16 protein-coding genes and 4 tRNA genes are annotated in these 20,257 nt (G+C 59.5%); 19 read left to right on the top strand and 1 reads right to left on the bottom strand.

Annotated features, from left to right (window positions below; translation table 11 throughout):
* Nucleotides 1–20: 20 nt before the first annotated feature.
* Nucleotides 21–956 (top strand): enoyl-CoA hydratase/isomerase family protein, encoded by a 936-nt coding sequence (locus FYJ43_RS08715; protein ID WP_154563958.1) that lies wholly within the window; start codon nucleotides 21–23, stop codon nucleotides 954–956.
* 1 nt (nucleotide 957) lies between these two features.
* Here FYJ43_RS08715 and FYJ43_RS08710 read toward each other — a convergent pair whose 3' ends face one another.
* Nucleotides 958–1,845 carry an exodeoxyribonuclease III gene (locus FYJ43_RS08710; RefSeq protein ID WP_154563956.1) on the bottom strand — a complete coding sequence of 296 codons (888 nt, stop codon included), beginning with the start codon at nucleotides 1,843–1,845 and terminating at the stop codon, nucleotides 958–960.
* Nucleotides 1,846–2,086: 241 nt separating this feature from the next.
* On the opposite strand from FYJ43_RS08710, the gene FYJ43_RS08705 reads away from it, so the two are divergent.
* From FYJ43_RS08705 to FYJ43_RS08620, 18 genes are all read left to right on the top strand, one after another.
* A tRNA-Tyr gene (locus FYJ43_RS08705) sits at nucleotides 2,087–2,167 on the top strand.
* Between the two features lie 199 nt (nucleotides 2,168–2,366).
* Nucleotides 2,367–2,439 (top strand) — tRNA-Thr (locus tag FYJ43_RS08700).
* A gap of 65 nt (nucleotides 2,440–2,504) precedes the next feature.
* Nucleotides 2,505–2,579 (top strand) — tRNA-Met (locus FYJ43_RS08695).
* A 54-nt stretch (nucleotides 2,580–2,633) separates the two neighbouring features.
* Complete coding sequence (gene rpmG, locus FYJ43_RS08690; RefSeq protein WP_154563954.1) at nucleotides 2,634–2,804, top strand: 50S ribosomal protein L33; 171 nt, start codon at nucleotides 2,634–2,636, stop codon at nucleotides 2,802–2,804.
* Between the two features lie 259 nt (nucleotides 2,805–3,063).
* Nucleotides 3,064–3,492 carry an FAS1-like dehydratase domain-containing protein gene (locus FYJ43_RS08685; RefSeq protein WP_154563952.1) on the top strand — a complete coding sequence of 143 codons (429 nt, stop codon included), beginning with the start codon at nucleotides 3,064–3,066 and terminating at the stop codon, nucleotides 3,490–3,492.
* Nucleotides 3,489–3,905 (top strand): MaoC family dehydratase, encoded by a 417-nt coding sequence (locus FYJ43_RS08680; RefSeq protein ID WP_326833504.1) that lies wholly within the window; start codon nucleotides 3,489–3,491, stop codon nucleotides 3,903–3,905. The genes FYJ43_RS08685 and FYJ43_RS08680 overlap by 4 nt, the downstream gene beginning before the upstream one ends.
* The gene (locus FYJ43_RS08675) at nucleotides 3,902–5,032 is read left to right on the top strand and encodes a UDP-N-acetylmuramate dehydrogenase (RefSeq protein ID WP_326833503.1); all 1,131 of its coding nucleotides are present in this window, start codon (nucleotides 3,902–3,904) and stop codon (nucleotides 5,030–5,032) included. The genes FYJ43_RS08680 and FYJ43_RS08675 overlap by 4 nt, the downstream gene beginning before the upstream one ends.
* 80 nt (nucleotides 5,033–5,112) lie before the next feature.
* Nucleotides 5,113–6,378 carry an aminotransferase class I/II-fold pyridoxal phosphate-dependent enzyme gene (locus FYJ43_RS08670; protein ID WP_154563950.1) on the top strand — a complete coding sequence of 422 codons (1,266 nt, stop codon included), beginning with the start codon at nucleotides 5,113–5,115 and terminating at the stop codon, nucleotides 6,376–6,378.
* Nucleotides 6,379–6,524: 146 nt separating this feature from the next.
* On the top strand, nucleotides 6,525–7,679 hold the full coding sequence (locus tag FYJ43_RS08665; protein WP_326833502.1) for an LCP family protein: 1,155 nt from the start codon (nucleotides 6,525–6,527) through the stop codon (nucleotides 7,677–7,679).
* Nucleotides 7,680–7,787: 108 nt separating this feature from the next.
* Nucleotides 7,788–7,860 (top strand) — tRNA-Trp (locus FYJ43_RS08660).
* 93 nt (nucleotides 7,861–7,953) lie between these two features.
* The gene (secE, locus tag FYJ43_RS08655) at nucleotides 7,954–8,598 is read left to right on the top strand and encodes a preprotein translocase subunit SecE (protein ID WP_326833501.1); all 645 of its coding nucleotides are present in this window, start codon (nucleotides 7,954–7,956) and stop codon (nucleotides 8,596–8,598) included.
* A gap of 23 nt (nucleotides 8,599–8,621) precedes the next feature.
* A complete protein-coding gene (gene nusG / locus FYJ43_RS08650; protein ID WP_326833500.1) occupies nucleotides 8,622–9,524 on the top strand; it encodes a transcription termination/antitermination protein NusG in 903 nt (300 codons plus the stop codon).
* A gap of 130 nt (nucleotides 9,525–9,654) precedes the next feature.
* Complete coding sequence (rplK, locus tag FYJ43_RS08645) at nucleotides 9,655–10,086, top strand: 50S ribosomal protein L11 (protein ID WP_154563946.1); 432 nt, start codon at nucleotides 9,655–9,657, stop codon at nucleotides 10,084–10,086.
* A gap of 89 nt (nucleotides 10,087–10,175) precedes the next feature.
* Nucleotides 10,176–10,874, top strand: a complete 699-nt coding sequence (rplA, locus tag FYJ43_RS08640; protein ID WP_154563944.1) for a 50S ribosomal protein L1 — start codon at nucleotides 10,176–10,178, stop codon at nucleotides 10,872–10,874.
* A gap of 348 nt (nucleotides 10,875–11,222) precedes the next feature.
* A complete protein-coding gene (gene rplJ, locus FYJ43_RS08635) occupies nucleotides 11,223–11,837 on the top strand; it encodes a 50S ribosomal protein L10 (protein ID WP_015582149.1) in 615 nt (204 codons plus the stop codon).
* Nucleotides 11,838–11,850: 13 nt separating this feature from the next.
* Nucleotides 11,851–12,246, top strand: a complete 396-nt coding sequence (gene rplL / locus FYJ43_RS08630) for a 50S ribosomal protein L7/L12 (protein ID WP_154563942.1) — start codon at nucleotides 11,851–11,853, stop codon at nucleotides 12,244–12,246.
* A gap of 330 nt (nucleotides 12,247–12,576) precedes the next feature.
* Nucleotides 12,577–16,056 (top strand): DNA-directed RNA polymerase subunit beta, encoded by a 3,480-nt coding sequence (gene rpoB / locus FYJ43_RS08625; RefSeq protein WP_154563940.1) that lies wholly within the window; start codon nucleotides 12,577–12,579, stop codon nucleotides 16,054–16,056.
* A gap of 168 nt (nucleotides 16,057–16,224) precedes the next feature.
* On the top strand, nucleotides 16,225–20,106 hold the full coding sequence (locus FYJ43_RS08620; RefSeq protein WP_326833499.1) for a DNA-directed RNA polymerase subunit beta': 3,882 nt from the start codon (nucleotides 16,225–16,227) through the stop codon (nucleotides 20,104–20,106).
* Nucleotides 20,107–20,257 lie beyond the last annotated feature (151 nt).

The following is a 20,257-nucleotide window of genomic DNA, read 5'->3' as shown; positions in this document are numbered from 1 at the left end:
CGGCGTGGCAGGCTGTGGATATGGATGAGGTGAAGATCAGCGGTACCGATGACGTCACGATCACCTTGAACCGCCCCCGAGCGATCAATTCGTTGTCCGGTGACATGCTGAGGACTATTGGTAAGGCTGTCGCATTGTCGCCACGCCGCGTCAACTTATCTGGGGTAGGGGAGCGCGGTTACTGCTCGGGAGCTGACATTCGCGAGCTCAGATCGTTGGCGTTGACCGATCCCGAGGCGGCCGCGGATTGGTTAGATGATGAATACGACGTCGACGCCGCCATCGCCAAGGTTTCCTCCGGAACCGCCCATCTGCACGGGATCTCCATGGGGGGCGGTCTTGGGCTAGCGCTGCGGCTCACGCAGGTTGAGGCCCGCGACGATCTCGTCCTCGCGATGCCGGAAACAGGTATTGGCCTGTGGCCCGACGTCGGCGTCTGTTTCGAGCTATCTCGTGCTCCGCGGCTTGTCGGACGCCATTTGGCCATGACGGGGGCCTCCATCGACGCTGCTTCGGCGCTTTGGGCTGGTTTGGTGGATAACGTCGTTGACGCTGACGGTGAGCCTGTTGACGTCGATCCGGATACCTCACAGCTGGCGCGCGATGCGGTGTGGATTCAGGAATGCTACAACAGCGACGATCCCGTTGAGGTGTGCCGTCGATTGGCTGACCGCCCCGAAGAAGCTGCGCGCAAGACGGCTGAACACATTGCGACGCGGTGCCCACTGTCTGTAGGAGTCGCTTTAGCGGCTGTTATCAAGGCAGAATCAGCGTCAGACCTCGATGACGTGTTGAAGACCGATCGTGCCCTAGGGCGGTCTTTCATGCGCAATTCGGACTTCTGTGAAGGAGTGCGGGCCCAGCTGGTTGACAAGGACCGCGATCCACATTGGTCCCACACAAGCGTGGCTGACGTGTCGGCCCGTCAGGTTGACAAGATGTTCGATCCGTCGTGACCTACAGGTTGTAGTCGACGACAACTGCTGCGTGGTCGGACGTGCGTTCCTCGTACGAGGGGTCCCGATCGATGACGGCTGCGACGGCCTTGTTCGCTAGCGCTGGTGACGCTAGGTGGTAGTCAATGCGCCAGCCGGCATCGTTGACGAAGGCCTTGCCGCGCCAGCTCCACCACGAGTAAGGCCCGTTGGCGTCGGGATATTGGGCCCGCACGACGTCAACAAGGGTCTCGGGCGAGAGGATGGTGTCGAACCATTGTCTCTCCTCGGGTAGGAACCCTTCGTTGCGCTGGTTGGCTTTCCAGTTCTTGAGGTCAGCGTTTTCGTGGGCGATATTGAAGTCGCCCATGACAAGGAAGTGGCGGCCCTGGGCCTCGCACTCCTGACGTCGTCGAGCAAGGTGGTCGGCGAACCCGGTGAGGAAAGTCATTTTGCGTTCCTGCTTGGCGATGGACTTCTCATTGGCAGGGTCCGGGGTGGCTCCCTTTGGTAGGTAGAGACAGGCGACGGTGAGCGGAGTATCGGCAAGGTCGGTCTCGATGTAACGCCCCTCGTCAGCGAAAGGCAGCAACTCGGTAGGGAGGCCGTCGGTGGTGCCTGTTTCATGTGGTTCGGGGGCCTGGCCGGGGGCCATGACGATATGCATTCCCCAACAGCGAACCTCGGCCGGGGCGGTGCGGGTGAGTAGGGCGACGCCGTTGCGTCCAGCGAGGGATCCGGGCGCCCATGCGACGTGGTAGCTACCGAAGGCGCCTTCGGGTAGGTCCGCAGGGCGGCAGCGCACCTCTTGCAGCCCGATGACGTCACAGTCGCGTGCGTCTACCCAGTCGGCGAATCCCCTTTTCAAGGCTGCCCGAATACCGTTGATGTTGAAACTGGCGATGCGCATGTCCGTGAGTCTGTCACAACAGCGGTGTGTTGAGGTGGTCGTTGTGGCCGTCGGCTATCGAGGTAGCTAACGGAGGCGATGAATAGCGCTGTGGCGCAGCCAATGCCACGTCTACGAGGCTGATTGCTACAGGGGCGGATACCGCACTATGGTCACCGAGCCAATGCCACGTCTACGAGGCTGATTGGTCATGACCGCAACCTGCCTGCTAGTATCGTCGATCGCTGGCTGGTGCCAGCACGGCAGGTTGCCCGAGTGGCCAAAGGGAGCGGTCTGTAAAACCGTCGGTTCGCCTACGTTGGTTCGAATCCAACACCTGCCACGCAACCCCCGAATCGGATGGATTCGGGGGTTGGTTTCGCCATAACCGGGTCTCACGCTGACATTGCTCGTTGCGGGACGCGATTAAGGCGGGACGGCTCGGTTTAACAAAGAATCATGTCGGGGTTTAGCCCGAATATTCAGCAGATCCGAGTCTGATTTGCCAACGGTCGAAAGCTCGTGTAGTTTTCTCATCCGTTGCCCCTATAGCTCAGTAGGCAGAGCGTCTCCATGGTAAGGAGAAGGTCAGCAGTTCGATTCTGCTTGGGGGCTCTGGGTGTGAATCGGCCCCACTCACCCGGTGGGCCGGGCCAACACATGGTGCCGAGGATCACATTGGCGGGGTAGCTCAGGGGTAGAGCAAGCGGCTCATAATCGCTGTGTCGCGGGTTCGATTCCCGCCCCCGCTACCAAGTTAACCGGGGAATCCGGGAGCGCACACTCCACACGGCTCGAAAGTAGGAAAGATGGCCAAGAAGTCCGGCGACGTTCGCCCGAAGATCACGCTCGCCTGCACCGAGTGCAAGGAGCGTAATTACATCACCAAGAAGAACCGCCGTAACAATCCTGATCGCATGGAGATGGCGAAGTACTGCCCGCGCTGCCGCAAGCACACCGCGCACCGCGAGACCCGCTGATACCGGAGTCGAGATCAAGACCTTTCATGAGGGGCCGCTTTTGAGGCGGCCCCTCATGTTGTGTGCGCATGACGGATAGGGCTCGGCTAGCTGTTAGCAGGTGGTTAACGGGTCGCTTCCTGGCTACGAATGATGCTGGTACGAATGATGCTGGTAGGGGGTAGCGCCACCGTCGATCTGGGCGATGTCGCTCGCATCTCAGTCTTTGTTCCGTTCCGAAGCCTGCTGTTGCGTCGGGAGTCTGGGATAGCCTGGCAATATGCCGATTAGTCCTGATGACGTTGGGCGCACGTACCCGACGACAGAACCTTATCTCGTTACCGCGGAAAAGATCCGGGAACTTGCCACTGCTTTAGGCGACACTGCCCCGGCGTACCGAGGCGACGATCCCATCGCCCCACCCACATTCGCGATGGTGCTGGCGTCTCGTGCGTGGGAGGCGTTGTTCGACGATGAGCAACTTGACCTGCGCCTAGAACACATGATCCACACCGACCAGGCCTTCAACTGGATCCGTCCGCTTCACAAGGGCGACGAGGTGACGGCCACGCTCACGATCACGTCGGTGCGTCATCGGCGTAATACCGACATTATCGGCATTGACGTTTCTTTGGACCATGTCAACGGCGAGCACTTGGGTAACGCCACCTCAACGTTGTGGCACACCCGTCCGGAGGGGCAGGCGTGAGCGTGAAGCTGATAGAGGGCCAAACTTTCGGGCCGCGAACCATCAGCGTGACTCGGACCACTCTGGTCCGCTACGCCGGCGCGTCTGGCGATTTTAACCCCATCCATTACAGTGATCGTGCCGCTCGTGAGGCCGGAATGGACGGGGTTATCGCCCACGGCATGTGGACGATGGGTGCCGCCCTTGGAGCCGTCATCGAATGGGTTGGTGGTCCTGAACGGGTGATCTCGCAGCGGGCCCGCTTCACCCGACCGGTCCAGGTGCCGGACACCCCGGAGGGTGCCGCGATCGAGGTCGCTGCAACTGTGCGCAAGGTCAGCGACGATGCGGCAACCCTGTCTGTTGACGCGAAGTGCAATGACCAGTCGGTCCTCGGACGCGTCGAGGTCGTTGTCAGGCAGGGTGAACAGTGAGCACGACAATCATCGGCCCCTACGAAGACGACGATCCGACGGAGGCATGCAGCACAATCCATCATGAGGCCATTGGCACCATGACTACGCTGTCTGGCGGTGATGACGTACCGCTAGCCTCCCTGACAACCCTCAGGGTGGGCGGTCCGGCCCGTCATCTCGTCATTGCCAGGACTAACGACGAGTTGTTGGGGACCGTTCGTGACTGCGATCGCCGTGGAGAACCATGTGTAGTGCTCGGCGGTGGTTCAAATGTTCTCGTCGGTGACGATGGATTTGACGGCACGGTTGTCCGTGTCGCTACGGCGGGGCTGTCTGCTGAGGTGTCGTCGTGTGGCGGTGCCTTAGTGACGGTTGCTGCGGGGCAGGTCTGGGACGATTTTGTTGTCCACGCTATTGACCAGGAATGGATCGGTCCGGAGTTCCTTTCTGGTATTCCTGGTCTCGTCGGATCAACGCCCATCCAGAATGTCGGTGCATACGGTGTCGAGGTGGGGGAGTTCATTGCGCGGGTGCGTACATGGGATCGCGTCGACGACACCCAACGCACGTTTACCGCTGACCAGTGTGGTTTCGGTTATCGCTTTAGCCGCTTCAAGGCCGAGCCCGATCGCTACGTGGTTCTTGACGTCACCATGCAATTCAATCTCGGTACCCGCTCCCTGCCGGTCCGTTACTCTGAGCTTGCGCGACGCCTAGGCGTTGAGCCGGGGGAACGAGCCAATACATCCACGGTACGCCAGACAGTGCTGGCAGTCCGCAACGGTAAGGGGATGGTCCTTAATCCCGACGACCACGACACTTGGAGTGCCGGATCCTTCTTCACCAACCCGCTGGTGACTCCCGACCAGGTGCCCGACGGCGCCCCGGCTTTTGCTCAGCCTGACGGTCGAGTCAAGACGAGCGCGGCGTGGCTTATCGACCACGCGGGATACGGTAAAGGATTTAAAGTGGCTGAGGATGCTCCGGCGTGTCTGTCGACCAAGCACGTGCTAGCTCTAACCAACCGTGGTAGCGCTAAATCGAGCGACCTTACCTGCCTGGCGCGCACTGTCATCGACGGAGTCCGTGAGGCCTATGGGATCACGTTGGTGCCGGAGCCGCGTCTCATTGGCTGCGCGATCTGATGGGGTCCGCGCTGCTCTAAGCCGCGCCACAGCGGAGGGTCGCTTGGTGCCAGGAGTCGGTGAGGGGACACAATTGGGCCATGACCACCTCGTTGACTGACCTGTCTCATGATGACCTGTCCGCTCTGCATCAGCAGTTGAGCAGCGAGCATGCCAAGCTTGCCGCCAGCGGCGTCTGTCTCAATATCACTCGTGGCAAGCCGTCCCCAGATCAGCTCGATCTCAACGCCGATCTGTTGACGATCGACGTCCCCTCCCATGCCGAGGATGGTCAAGACGTCCGAAACTACGGCGGTAACCGGGGCCTGCCCGAGATTCGCCGTATTTTTGGTGAGCTTTTGGGCGTGGACGTCGACCACATCATTGCTGCCGACAACTCCAGTCTGTCGATCATGCACGATCTGGCGATGTTTGCCGTCGTTTATGGCATCGCCGGGCAGCAGCCCTGGTTTGGGCGCAACGTCAAGTTCATTGCCCCGGTTCCCGGTTACGACCGCCACTTTTCCATTTGCGAGCACCTGGGCATCGACATGATTCCTGTGGAGCTGGGGGAGCATGGCCCCGATGTCGATGAGGTTGCCAAGCTTGCGTCTGATCCTTCGGTCAAAGGCATGTGGGTCGTGCCGATGTACGCTAATCCGAACGGCGTCGTCTATGACGAACAGACTGTCCGGGCTCTGGTTTCCATGCCAGCGGCGCCAGATTTCCGCATTTGGTGGGATAACGCGTACACGTTGCACCATCTTACGGACACCGAGCGTCCCGCGCTGCCGGTGCTGCAATGGGCTGAGGAGGCAGGCAACCCCGATCGTGTTTTCGAGCTGGCCTCAACCTCCAAGATCACCTTTGCTGGCGACGGGGTCTCCTTCCTGGCCTCGTCCAAGGCGAATCTCGACTGGTACCTGGAGCACGCGGCGGTTCGCTCAATCGGCCCTGACAAGGTGAATCAGCTGCGCCACGCACAGTATCTGCGCGATGCAGACGGGGTTCGTAACCTTATGCGTGCCCATCGAGAGATTCTTGCCCCGAAGTTCGCTGTTGTTGATGAGATCCTTACTCGTCGTTTAGGCGGACGTGGCGTCGCGACGTGGACTCACCCGACCGGCGGATATTTCATTACCCTCGACGTCATGGACGGCACCGCGTCTCGTGTTGTTGCGCTGGCTAAGGAGGCTGGCATTGCCCTGACGCCGGCTGGGGCTTCGCACCCGCTACACCATGATCCTCACGATCGGACGATTCGGCTGGCGCCGTCGTTTCCGAGCCTGGATGAGCTGAGAGACGCCATGGAGGGCGTTTCAACCTGTGTTTTGCTTGCAGCTAGTGAGAAGTTGCTGCAGGGCTGACTCACAGGCTAAAACTCGCTCGACCGCGAAGAGGGTCACGCTGCAGACCAGCTGACATGTGACCGTTGATGCGGATCGGGTTGTCATTGTTGCATATTGTAATGCTCAACGACTCCGCTGGATTATCAGCAGAAAGGGGCACGCTCGTGGCTGACGACGATGGACTTGATCTGTTCGACGATCCAGACGAGGAGGGCGAGGGCACGCCCCCGCGGCGTCGCGCTGACACTGCTGCGTCGGCCCCAGGGCGGCGCGGTTACGACCCGGATGAGGAAGATGCCAGCGTTGATGAGCTCTTTGACGGTCGCTCCGACGACGATACGGCTGGCGTGACGACATCTAAGCGGAAGCGTCGCTGGCCGTTGGTGTTCCTCGCTATTGTCCTGGCCCTTCTGCTCGCGGTTGTCGGTGCCATCGCGTACTACATCAAGTCGATCAATGTCGGCATGGATAACGTGGATCGTGCCCAGATCGTGGTGCAAGGTACCCGTCCGCCGTCAGTCGAGACTGGTGCTCAGACGTTCGTTCTCGTCGGTTCGGACTCTCGTGGTTGGGACCGGGGCCGTTCCGATACCCTCATGGTCGCCTACCTTCCAGCTAACCGGGAGAAGCTGTACCTCATCAGTTTCTTGCGCGACATGTGGGTGACGATTCCTGCCAATGACGTTGTCAAGAGAGATTCGAAGGCCAAGATCAACGCTGCATATTCGTGGGGCGGGATGCCTCTGACGATCAAGGTGTTGGAGGGGCTCACTGACGTCAAGATGGATCACGGAGTCGTCATTGACTTCAACGGCTTCAAGAAGCTCAGTAGTGACCTTGGCGGCATTCAGGTGTACAACCCGCAAGAGTTCGACAGCCTCGGGCACCACTTCGACAAGGGGAACGTCACCCTGGAAGGAGATACTGCGCTCGCCTACGTTCACGAACGTAAAACTCTGCGGCGTGGCGATCTCGATCGTGCCGCGAACGAACGGGCTGTCCTCTCGGCCATGATCGACAAGATTTTCTCCAAGGGAACGTTGGCGAATCCTAGCAAGTTTTCCAACGTCATGTCTGACGTCGGTTCCACGATGACTGTTGACGATGCGCTGACGAATAAGGAGGTGCGCAAACTCGCGACAAGCCTTAAGTTTGATTCTGGCGAGGACATCGTGCCCCTTCAGGCCCCCATTAAGGGTTTTGATACATCGAAGGACGGTCAGCAGTACGACGTTGTTGACGAAGCCGGGATGCAAGAGTTGGCGCAGGCGATGCGTACTGACACGATGGATGAGTACGCGGCTAACCACCCGGCCTAATGGATGGTTGGCAGGGAGTTTTGCAGGTTTTCACCGTGCCTGATTCGACGCGGGACCAACTTCTCTCCTATACTCCCTGTGCTGGTGTTGTCACCCAGACGGCACCGAAGGGCACTAGCTCAATTGGCAGAGCAGCGGTCTCCAAAACCGCAGGTTGGGGGTTCAAGTCCCTCGTGCCCTGCGAGACGCATATGCGGGGCGTATCCCTGGTGCGCAGTCGTGGCGAAGTCCTGGTCCACGGCACCAACCGTCAGGCAGGACCCGAAGGAATAGCGTGACCGACGAGAAGCGAAACCTTAATGACGGAGACGATCCCTCCGTCGAGGGGGAGCTGTCTCCACGGGGCGAGGATCTCGCATCCAACAACCTTCCGGAGACTGGCGAGTACGACGTCGTTGACCCTGAGGCTGAGGAGCTGACGACGCCAGACGATGTCGTCGATAAGACTCCGGATAAGGCCGATCCTGAAGACATGGTCATTGACGATCCCGACCAGCTTGAGGAAGCCGAACATGCCGCCGCATCGGCTCGCTCTACTCGGCCGGTCCGAAAGAAGGATTCAGCCAGCAAACCGGCTCGCCGTGGCAAGCCTGTGCGCAAACAAGGTGATGCGGCAAGCCAGAAGTCCGATACCGCGTCTGAGTCTGCTAATACCAAGCCGAAGCGTGAATTGACGAAGGCTCCGGTTCGCAAGGCAAAATCTCAACACAAACCCGTTGACCAAGGTAAGCGCCACGTTGGCCCGGTGACTTTTACCAAGCAGTCAGTTGCTGAGCTGCGTAAGGTCAAGTGGCCTACGGGTGATGAGTTGGGTCAGTACTTCCTCGTCGTGCTCGTTTTTGTTCTGCTCATCATCGCCTACGTCAGTGGCTTGGACGTCGTCTTCGGATGGCTCGTCATCAAACTCTTTGGCAACTGACGATCACATTGGAGAATTGACCTGTGACTGACAGCCCCCATTTCAGCGAGAACGACGACGTCGAGATCAATCTCGACGCTTTGGCCCCTGACACCGTCGAGGAGACCGACGACGAGGTCGAGATTGACCTTGGAGACCTTAGCGAGGAGACCTCCTCTCAGGAGCCTGAGATCACCCTTGATCTTGGCGATGACGAGCCCACTGAGGCTTCGGACGACGACATCGCCCGCAATCTTGGTATCGGTCAGGCCGCTGACGATGAGGACGACGCTGACGGGGATGAGCCTGCCGAGACTGGCAACCAGGACTTCATTGACGCAGCTATTGAAGAATTGCGCGATGAGCTGTCCTCGAAGTTCGGCGAGTGGTATGTGCTGCACACCTACTCTGGCATGGAGAACAAGGTGAAGCAGAACCTTGACGCTCGGGTACAGAACTTCAATATGGAGGACTACATCTTCGAGACGGTCGTGCCCACAGAAGAGGTCGTCGAGATTCGTAACGGTACCCGCCGCACGATTACCAGGGTGTACCTACCGGGGTACGTGTTGGTGCGGATGGACCTGACCGATGACTCATGGGGCATCGTGCGCCACACCCCGTCGGTGACAGGGTTCGTTGGGCAATCGACGACTCCTATCCCGTTGACTTTCGACGAGGTTGTCAAGATGCTGACGCCGTCGGTTGTTGCCAGAGTTAGCCATGAGAACGCCGACAAAGCTCCCTCGCCGAAGGCCAAGCCGAAGGTTGAGGTCGCTGATTACGAGGTCGGTGAGTCGGTGCAGATCACCGATGGGCCGTTCGCCGGCGTCCCAGCCCAGATTACTGAGATCAACACCAATAACCAGCGTGTTAAGGCTCTGGTTGAGATTCTTGGTCGCTCGACCCCAGTGGACCTCGAGTTCAACCAGATCGAGAAGATCTGAACCTGATTTTGGCCCCACCGGTCGAGTTGCTTAGACTTGGCCGGTGCGTCTGTGTCCGGATGATCGTCACATTCGGATTCGCACTGGCGGCACCGACCGGTGTCGTCACCACCGGAAGAAGGACCCAACAATGCCTGCTAAAAAGAAAGTAGCGGCTCTCGTCAAGGTCGCACTGCAAGCGGGACAGGCCACCCCGGCCCCGCCTGTGGGAACCGCCCTCGGCCCCCATGGTGTCAACATCATGGAGTTCTGCAAGGCGTACAACGCCCAGACTGAGGGACAGCGCGGAAACGTCGTCCCGGTCGAGATCACCATTTACGAGGACCGCAGCTTTAGCTTTGTCCTCAAGACCCCGCCGGCTGCCGAGCTCATCAAGAAGGCGGCTGGAATTAAGAAGGGTACGGAGAACCCCCTGACCCACAAGGTTGGCAAGATCTCCAAGGATCAGGTCCGCGAGATCGCAGAGACCAAGATGCCTGATCTCAATGCCAATGACGTCGAGGCCGCCATGAAGATCGTGGCCGGTACTGCTCGTTCCATGGGCGTCGAGGTTGAGGCCTGAGGCAGCTAATCCTTAGGCAGTTTCCCAACAATAGTTTTCTGTGGAGGGGCACGCGCTGCCCTCACCACACCTGGTGAAAGGAACCAGATATGAAGCGCAGCAAGGCATATCGCGCAGCCGCTGAGAAGGTGAACTTCGATCAGCTCTACTCTCCGGAGGAGGGTCTGACTCTGGTGGCTTCCGGTGCGTCGGCCAAGTTCGACGAGACCGTCGACGTGGCCATCCGCCTCGGCGTCGACCCGAAGAAGGCCGACCAGATGGTTCGCGGTACCGTCAACCTTCCTAACGGCACTGGCAAGACGGCACGGGTCCTCGTCTTCGCCACTGGTGAGAAGGCCGAGGCTGCTCGCGAGGCGGGCGCCGACGAGGTCGGTGACGACGATCTCATCGCTAAGGTCCAGGGCGGATACCTGGACTTCGACTCCGTGGTTGCTACCCCGGACATGATGGGCAAGGTTGGCCGTCTGGGTCGCGTGCTTGGTCCGCGTGGTCTTATGCCGAACCCCAAGACAGGCACCGTCACGATGGATGTCGCTAAGGCTGTCTCTGACATTAAGGGCGGCAAGATCGAGTTTCGTACCGATCGTTACGCCAATCTTCACTTCCTTATCGGAAAAGTATCCTTCGGGCCGGAGAAGTTGATTGAGAACTACTTCGCGGCTCTCGACGAGATCTTGCGTCTCAAGCCGAGCGCCGCCAAGGGCCGGTATCTGCGCAAGATCACCGTCTCCTCGACGATGGGTCCCGGTGTGCAGATTGATCCTGCCGCTGCTCGTGACGCAGAGTGACACATATTGGCGATGAGACGGCCCCCGCAATTGTTGCGGGGGCCGTTTTCGTCGGTATGGCATCGTGGCGACGATCCTGAGTGCACATGTCAGGCCGTCTGTGTGTAGCCCCAATTTGATGCTGTGCACGAAGTCTGATATTCTATACAGGTTGCCGTAGACCGCTGGTCGGGGATGTCCCGCCAAGCATCCGGAGTGACGGATGGCCCGCGCAGGTGGACGCCGAGATGACTGTGTTACCCCGTCGTGTGCCTGCACACCGGGGTTTTCTTTTTGTCCTCCCGCTACGGCTCCGGTGCTAGCAGTCCAACTGTCAGCGCAACGTACGAGAAGTGGGAAGGAGACCCAATGGCTAGGCCTGACAAGGTCGCCGCGGTCGCCGAGCTGAAGGAGAAGTTCTCCTCGGCCGACGCCACCGTGTTGACCGAGTACCGCGGTCTCTCCGTGTCGGCGCTTAAGGACCTGCGCCGTTCGCTGGGGAGTGACGCCACCTATGCCGTTGCGAAGAACACCCTCACCCGCATCGCCGCCAAGGAGGCGGGTATTGAGGGACTTGACGAGCAGCTCGTCGGCCCCACCGCCCTCGCCTTCATCAACGGTGACGTGGCCTCCGTGGCCAAGGGTTTGAAGAACTTCGCAAAGGACAACCCGCTCCTGGTCATCAAGGGCGGTGTCATGGACGGTAACGTCCTCGACGCCGACCAGGTCAAGAAGCTCGCCGATCTTGAGTCCCGCGAGGTGCTCCTCGCCAAGCTCGCCGGTGGCCTCAAGGCCAATCTCACGAAGGCCGCTGTGGTCTTCAATGCCCTGCCGTCTAAGGCTGCTCGCGGCCTGGGTGCTTTGCAGGAGAAGGCTGCCGCCGATCCCTCTGTGATCGGTGGAGCTGGAGAGGCTTCCGACCAGGAGCCCAAGACAACCGAGACCCCTGAGGCGTCCGCCGCCCAGGACAACACCAACGAGTGAAAGGACGCCCATCATGGCGAAGCTCAGCAACGAAGAGCTCCTTGACGCTTTCAAGGAGATGACCCTTATCGAGCTCTCCGAGTTCGTGAAGCAGTTTGAGGAGACCTTCGACGTCTCCGCCGCCGCTCCGGTGGCTGTTGCCGCTGCTGCCGGTGCCCCGGCTGCCGGTGGCGAGGCCGCTGCTGCCGAGGAGGAGAAGGACGAGTTTGACGTCATCCTCGAGTCGGCCGGCGACAAGAAGATCCAGGTCATCAAGGAGGTTCGTGGCCTCACCAGCCTGGGCCTGAAGGATGCCAAGGATCTCGTCGAGAGCGCTCCGAAGCCTGTCCTCGAGAAGGCCAAGAAGGAAGATGCCGAGAAGGCCAAGGAAGCCCTCGAGGCTGCCGGTGCCACCGTCACCCTCAAGTGACCTGGTGAGGGTCGCCCGAAGCGGCGACTGACAACGCTTTGCGCCGCCCCGTTGTGGGGCGGCGCAACTTGTATTTTAGACTCCCCACCCATCGAGATGAAACCGGTCGATCCGTTGCTCTTCGAGTTGTGGCGGGAACTTGTTGGGTGAGTCCTGATGTCCGCCCCGAAAGCTGGGCCCTGCCGATTGCGGTTGCATTGTCTGCGACGATGCCGTAAACTAATAAATTGCACTATTGACTGAGAATCGCCCGTGCTTGACATGGGCGGTTCGTCATGCCCCCAGACCGGCCGACGGGTCGGTTGTAGGAGTTCTCGGAAGGACCGCACATTGGCCGCCACGCGTACTGCGTCGAAGAACACCAACGCCATTTCGCCCCAGTCGGGACGAATTTCATTTGCCAAGATTCACGAGCCGTTGGAAGTTCCCAACCTTCTCGACCTACAGGTTGAGTCGTTTAACTGGCTCGTTGGCAACGAGATATGGCAGTCCCATGTGGACGCCGCCCTTGCAGAGGGGCGTACCGACATCAACACTAAGTCCGGTCTTGAGGAGATTTTTGAGGAAATCTCCCCGATCGAGGACTATTCCCAGACGATGTCTCTGTCGTTCCGGGATCACCGCTTTGAAGATCCTAAGCATAGCGTCGACGAGTGTAAGGATCGCGACACCACATATGCGGCCCCACTGTTCGTGACCGCAGAGTTCATGAATAACGAGACCGAGGAGATCAAGTCCCAGACGGTCTTTATCGGTGACTTCCCGCTCATGACCTCGAAGGGCACCTTCATTATCAACGGCACTGAGCGTGTCGTCGTCTCCCAGCTGGTGCGTTCCCCTGGCGTTTATTTTGAGAAGACCGCCGATAAGACCTCCGACAAGGACATCTTCACCTGCAAGGTGATCCCGTCGCGTGGAGCTTGGCTCGAATTCGAGATCGACAAGCGCGACACCGTCGGTGTGCGCCTGGACCGTAAGCGCAAGCAAAACGTCACCGTCTTCTTGAAGGCTCTCGGGTGGACTGCCGATCGCATTCTCGAAGAGTTTGGTGATCACGAGTCGATTCGCCAGACTCTCGAAAAGGACCACGGCGTCGAGACTCAGGATCAGGCGCTGCTTGATATTTACAAGAAGCTGCGCCCCGGTGAGCCGCCGTCCCGCGACGCTGCACAGCAGCTGCTTGAGAACTACTACTTCAATCCGAAGCGCTACGACTTGGCTAAAGTCGGTCGGTACAAGATCAACAAGAAGCTTGGTCTGGACCTTCCCTTTGACCAACAGGTGCTGACGATTGATGACATCGTCGCCGCTATCCATTTCGTGTGCGCTCTGCATGAGGGAACCGAGGTTTTGCCGCGTGAAGGGCGCGACGACATCGTTGTTGAGCCAGACGACATTGACCACTTCGGTAACCGTCGTCTGCGCACCGTTGGCGAGCTGATTCAGAACCAGCTGCGTACCGGCCTGGGGCGTATGGAGCGTGTCGTGCGTGACCGCATGACCACCCAGGACATCGAGGCCATCACTCCGCAGACCTTGATCAATATCCGTCCAGTCACGGCGGCTATCAAGGAGTTCTTCGGTACCTCCCAGCTCTCACAGTTCATGGACCAGAACAACCCGTTGGCTGAGATGACCCACAAGCGCCGTCTGTCGGCGTTGGGGCCTGGCGGTCTGTCGCGTGATCGTGCTGGCATGGAGGTTCGTGACGTTCACCCGTCGCACTACGGCCGCATGTGCCCGATTGAGACCCCTGAGGGTCCGAACATCGGTTTGATTGGTTCGCTGGCCTCTTTTGCTCGCGTCAACGCTTTCGGATTCATCGAGACCCCCTACCGCAAGGTCATTGACGGACACGTCACGGATGAGGTCGTCTACCTGACTGCGGATGAAGAGGATCGTCACGTCATTGCTCAGGCCAACGCCAAGCTCGACGGCGAGGGCAATTTCGTCAACGACCGCGTCTTGGTCCGGCAACGTCACGGCGAGGCTGATGAGGTTCCGAACTCTGACGTTGATTACATGGACGTGTCGCCGCGCCAGATGGTGTCGGTGGCTTCCGCTCTCATCCCGTTCCTTGAGCATGATGATGCGTCTCGAGCCCTTATGGGTGCGAACATGCAGCGTCAGGCCGTGCCGCTCGTGCGAACTGAGGCTCCGTTCGTCGGAACTGGCATGGAATACCGTTGCGCGGTCGACGTCGGTGACGTCACCCTCGCTGAGAAGGCCGGTTCTGTCCTGTCGGTCAGTGCTGACCTCATCGACATCGCCTGTGATGATGGCACCTACCAGACGTACAAGCTAGAGAAGTTCCGTCGCTCGAATGCCGGTACCTGCATTAACCAGCGTCCGCTCGTTAAGGTGGGGCAGCGCGTCGAGGTTGGCACTCCACTGGCCGATGGTCCGTCGACAGACAAGGGCGAGCTGGCTCTGGGGCGTAACATGCTGGCCGCATTCATGCCATGGCAGGGCCTTAACTATGAGGACGCCATCATCTTGTCCCAGCGGATCGTCTCCGACGACGTCCTTACCTCGATCCACATCGAGGAACATGAGGTTGACGCCCGCGACACCAAGCTGGGTGCCGAGGAAATTACTCGGGATATTCCCAATGTTTCCGAGGACATGCTCGCCAACCTTGACGAGAACGGCATCGTGCGCATCGGTGCCGAGGTCGGTACCGGCGATATTTTGGTCGGTAAGGTCACCCCGAAGGGCGAGACGGAGCTGACTCCTGAGGAGCGCCTGCTGCGTGCGATCTTCGGTGAAAAGGCCCGTGAGGTTCGCGACACCTCCCTCAAGGTTCCTCACGGCGAGGAAGGCACTGTCATCGGTGTGCGCATCTTCGACGCCGAGAACGGCGACGAACTTGCCCCTGGCGTCAACCAGATGGTTCGCGTTTACGTCGCCCAGAAGCGCAAGATTTCCATTGGCGACAAACTGGCTGGACGCCACGGTAACAAGGGCGTCATTTCGAAGATCTTGCCTGTCGAGGACATGCCGTTCTTGCCAGACGGCACTCCCGTTGACATCATCCTCAACCCGTTGGGTGTGCCTTCTCGAATGAACGTCGGTCAGGTCCTTGAGATGCACCTGGGCTGGATAGCCCACTCGGGCTGGGATATCACCCAAGCCGAGGGAGATTGGGCCGAGCGACTGCGTGAAGTCGGCCTTGTCGACGTTCCTGAGGAATCCCGTTTGGCTACCCCGGTCTTCGACGGTGCCACCGAGGAAGAAATTACCGGTCTGCTGGAATACGGTCACCCCACCCGCGATGGTGAGAGGCTCGTTGACGCCGACGGTAAGGCAACTCTGTTCGATGGCCGTACTGGTGAGCCGTTCCCCTCGAAGGTGGGTGTCGGCTACATGTACATGCTGAAGTTGCACCACCTGGTCGATGACAAGATCCACGCCCGCTCGACCGGCCCGTACTCCATGATCACCCAGCAGCCGCTCGGCGGAAAGGCGCAGTTCGGTGGCCAGCGGTTCGGTGAGATGGAGGTGTGGGCCATGGAGGCCTACGGCGCTGCCTGGGCCCTCCAGGAGCTGCTGACCATCAAGTCCGATGACGTTCCGGGCCGAGTCAAGGTCTATGAGGCGATCGTCAAGGGCGAGAACATTCCTGAGCCGGGTATCCCTGAATCCTTTAAGGTGCTCGTCAAAGAGATGAAGTCGCTCTGTCTGAACGTGGAGGTGCTCAACTCGGAGGGCCAGGAGATCGACCTGCGAGGCTCTGAGGATGACACGCGGTCTGGTCTGGGTATCGACATTGGGCGTCGTCCCGGTGCCGACAACGCTATGGCCGACTGATCTGCCTGTACGTCGGGGGCGCTGACGGCGTCCCCGACCCCTGAACACAGTCCGTTTGACGGGGGTGGGGACGGGCCCGGACAACCCGACTCACACAAATACCCCGACTGGAACCCCTCCTGACGAGGAGGGGCCACCACCCACCCGAGTGGGGGAAAGAGAACAATCGTGCTGGACACCAATTACTACGATCGGTTGCAGATCGGCCTGGCCACAGCCGACCAGATCCGTGCCTGGAGCCACGGTGAGGTCAAGAAGCCCGAGACTATTAATTACCGCACCCTGAAGCCTGAGCGTGACGGCCTTTTCTGCGAAAAGATTTTCGGCCCGACTAGGGACTGGGAGTGCTACTGCGGCAAGTACAAGCGCGTCCGTTTTAAGGGCATCATCTGTGAGCGCTGCGGCGTCGAGGTGACCCGTTCCAACGTGCGTCGCGAGCGCATGGGACATATTGAGCTGGTCGCACCGGTCACGCATATCTGGTATTTCAAGGGAGTCCCGTCCCGGCTGGGCTACTTGCTGGATATTGCTCCGAAAGATCTTGAGAAGGTCATCTACTTCGCGGCGTACATGATTACAGCCGTCGACGATGAAGCCCGCCATCGTGACCTTCCGTCGCTGGAGGCCAAGGTACAAACTGAGCGATCGCGGCTGGAGCAGCGCCGTGACTCCGAGCTAGAGGCTCGTCGGGTCAAGCTTGAGGAGGACATGGCTCAGCTTGAGGCCGACGGTGCCAAGGCTGACGTTCGACGCAAGGTCAAGGACGGTGCTGAGAAGGAGCTCAAGCACATTGAGACTCGTGCTCAGCGCCAGATTGATCGACTGGACGCCGTGTGGGATCGCTTTAAGAACCTCAAGGTTCAAGATCTCGAGGGTGACGAGATTCTCTACCGTGAGATGAAGTCGCGTTTCGGTAAGTACTTTGAAGGCTCGATGGGTGCCGAGGCGATCAAGCGTCGTCTCCACGATTTTGACCTCAAGGGCGAGTCTGAGAAGTTGCGCGAGATCATCAAGACCGGTCGTGGCCAGAAGAAGACGCGCGCCCTTAAACGCCTCAAGGTTGTGCAGGCCTTCCTCGACTCCGGCAATTCCCCAGAGGGCATGGTGTTGGACTGCGTCCCGGTTATCCCACCGGACCTGCGCCCGATGGTGCAGCTTGACGGCGGTCGCTTCGCTACCTCCGATCTCAACGATCTTTACCGCCGCGTCATTAACCGCAACAACCGACTCAAGAGGTTGGTTGATCTTGGCGCACCTGAGATCATCGTCAACAATGAGAAGCGGATGCTTCAGGAGGCCGTCGACTCGCTGTTCGACAATGGTCGTCGTGGGCGTCCAGTGAGCGGTCCTGGTAACCGCCCGTTGAAGTCGTTGTCCGACATGCTTAAGGGCAAGCAGGGCCGTTTCCGTCAGAACTTGCTCGGTAAGCGCGTCGACTACTCTGGCCGCTCGGTCATCGTCGTCGGCCCGCAGCTCAAGATGCATCAGTGCGGTTTGCCGAAGACGATGGCCTTGGAGCTGTTCAAGCCCTTCGTCATGAAGCGTTTGGCTGACCTTGAGCACGCTCAAAATGTGAAGTCCGCAAAGCGGATGGTGGAGCGTCAGCGCCCAGTGGTGTGGGACGTCCTTGAAGAGGTTATTAAGGAGCACCCGGTTCTGCTGAACCGCGCACCGACGCTGCACCGCTTGGGTATCCAGGCCTTCGAGCCTCAGCTCATTGAGGGCAAGGCTATCCAGTTGCATCCGCTGGTGTGTTCGGCCTTTAACGCCGACTTCGATGGTGACCAGATGGCTGTGCATCTGCCGCTGAGCCCTGAAGCTCAGGCCGAGGCTCGCGTCCTCATGTTGTCGACAAACAACATCCTCAAGCCGGCTGACGGCCGCCCAGTCGCGCTGCCGTCCCACGAGATGATCATCGGCGCCTACTACCTGACCATGGCCCTTGACGGCCTCAAGGGCGAGGGGCGCGCGTTTGCGTCATTGGCTGAGGCGATCATGGCTCACGATCTTGGCGAACTCGAGATTGGTGCCAAGATCAAACTGCGCCTCAAGGGCGTTGTGCCGCCGCATGGGGAGACGGTTCGCGCTGACGGCTCGGTCATCCTCAATACCACCCTTGGACAGGCTTTGTTCAACGAGGTGCTTCCCGATGACTACCCCTATGTTGACTACTTGGTCGGCAAGAAACAGATCGGCAAGATCGTCAATGACCTCAGTGAGCGCATGACCCAGCTTGAGGTAGCCCACGTTCTCGATAACCTCAAAGACATTGGCTACAAGTGGGGCTCGTTGTCCGGTGTGACCGTCTCCATTGGTGACGTCCAGACTCCGCCATCCAAGCCAGAGATTTTGGCCGGGTATGAGGCGCGCGCTGCCAAGGTCGACCGTGAGTATGACCGTGGTGCGGTGACCGAGGAGGAGCGTCGCCAGGATCTGATCCAGATCTGGACGGAAGCGACTGCCGAGTTGACCGCCGCTATGGAGGCCAACTTCACCCAGACCAACCCGATTCACATGATGGTGGATTCGGGCGCTCGAGGCAGCATGACCCAGATGCGCCAGATTGCTGCTATGCGCGGTCTGGTGGCAGATCCGAAGGGCGACATCATTCCTCGCCCGATCAAGTCGAACTTCCGTGAAGGCTTGACGGTTCTGGAGTACTTCATCTCGACCCACGGTGGTCGTAAGGGGCAGGCTGATACCGCTCTGCGTACCGCTGACTCGGGTTACTTGACTCGTCGTCTGGTCGACGTTTCTCAGGACGTCATCGTCCGGGAGAAGGATTGCGGTACGACCCGCGGTATGCCTAAGACCATTGCTGTCGACGACGGCAACGGTAACCTGGTGCGTGCTGAGGGACTTGACACTGCAGTGTACGCCCGCTGCCTGGCCGCTGACGCGGTTGATGCCAACGGCAACGTTGTGGTGGAAGCCAATTCCGATCTCGGTGACGAAGAGATTTCCAAACTCATCGCTGCTGGCATTTCGCACATCAAGGTGCGCTCGGTGCTCACCTGTGCTGCTGCTCAGGGCTGCTGCGCTCGCTGCTACGGACGCTCACTATCGACCGGCCACCTGGTTGACGTTGGTGAAGCCGTTGGCATTATTGCTGCCCAGTCGATCGGTGAGCCTGGAACTCAGCTGACGATGCGTACCTTCCATACCGGCGGTGTGGCTGGTGATGACATCACTCAGGGTCTTCCCCGTGTCGTCGAGCTTTTCGAAGCTCGTAGCCCAAAGGGCAAGTCGCCACTGGCTGAAGCCGCCGGTGTTATTCGCATCGACGAGTCGGATAATCGTCGCAAGCTCGTGCTGGTGCGTGACGACGGCGAAGAGGATGTTGAGTATGTCATCCCGCGTCGTGCCCGTCTTGAGTTCGACCTCGACGGTACTCACCGCGTCATCCGTGACGGTGTGCGAGTTGCCGCCGGCGAGCAGCTCATGGGTGGTACCGCTGATCCACAGGACGTGCTGCGTATCTCCGGTGTTCGTCGGGTTCAGGAGTACCTCGTCAAAGAGGTGCAGAAGGTCTATAACACTCAGGGTGCCGGTATCCACGAGAAGCACATCGAGATTGTCATTCGTCAGATGCTGCGGCGCATTACCGTCATTGAGTCTGGTGACACTCAGATGATGCCGGGCGAGCTCGTCGACCGCAGTGCCTACGAAGCTGCCAACCGTAAGGCGGTTTCTGAAGGGGGTCGCCCGGCTGAGGGCCGACCGGTCCTGATGGGTATCACCAAGGCGTCGTTGGCCACCGAATCGTGGCTATCGGCCGCCTCCTTCCAGGAGACGACCAAGGTTCTCACCGACGCTGCGATTAACGGCAAGACTGACACCTTGGTTGGCCTCAAAGAGAACGTCATTCTCGGTAAGCTCATCCCGGCCGGTACTGGTCTGGAAGTGTACCGAAATATGCGTGTCGAGCCGACTGCGGAAGCCAAGGCTGCTGCGTTCACAATGAACTACGACCCGTTTGATTACGACTTCGGTTCGGGATCGGGTGCGGCTGTGCCGCTGGACGATCTCGACCTGGGTGATCTGGGCTGAGGCTAGAGCCTGCACTGCGGGCCCCTCCTTCCCGTTGTGGGGAGGAGGGGCCCGTTGTCTGTCGAGGGGTAGAGAAGCCACTGTGCAGCTCGCCGGGCGACCCGAAGGCATTAATGGGAATGACTCGCAATATCATGTAATATGGTGACGA

Source organism: Cutibacterium porci (assembly GCF_009696315.1).
Lineage (GTDB): Bacteria > Actinomycetota > Actinomycetes > Propionibacteriales > Propionibacteriaceae > Cutibacterium > Cutibacterium porci.
Note: the sequence above shows the minus strand (reverse complement) of the source record. Positions and strands in the feature narration are given on the sequence as shown.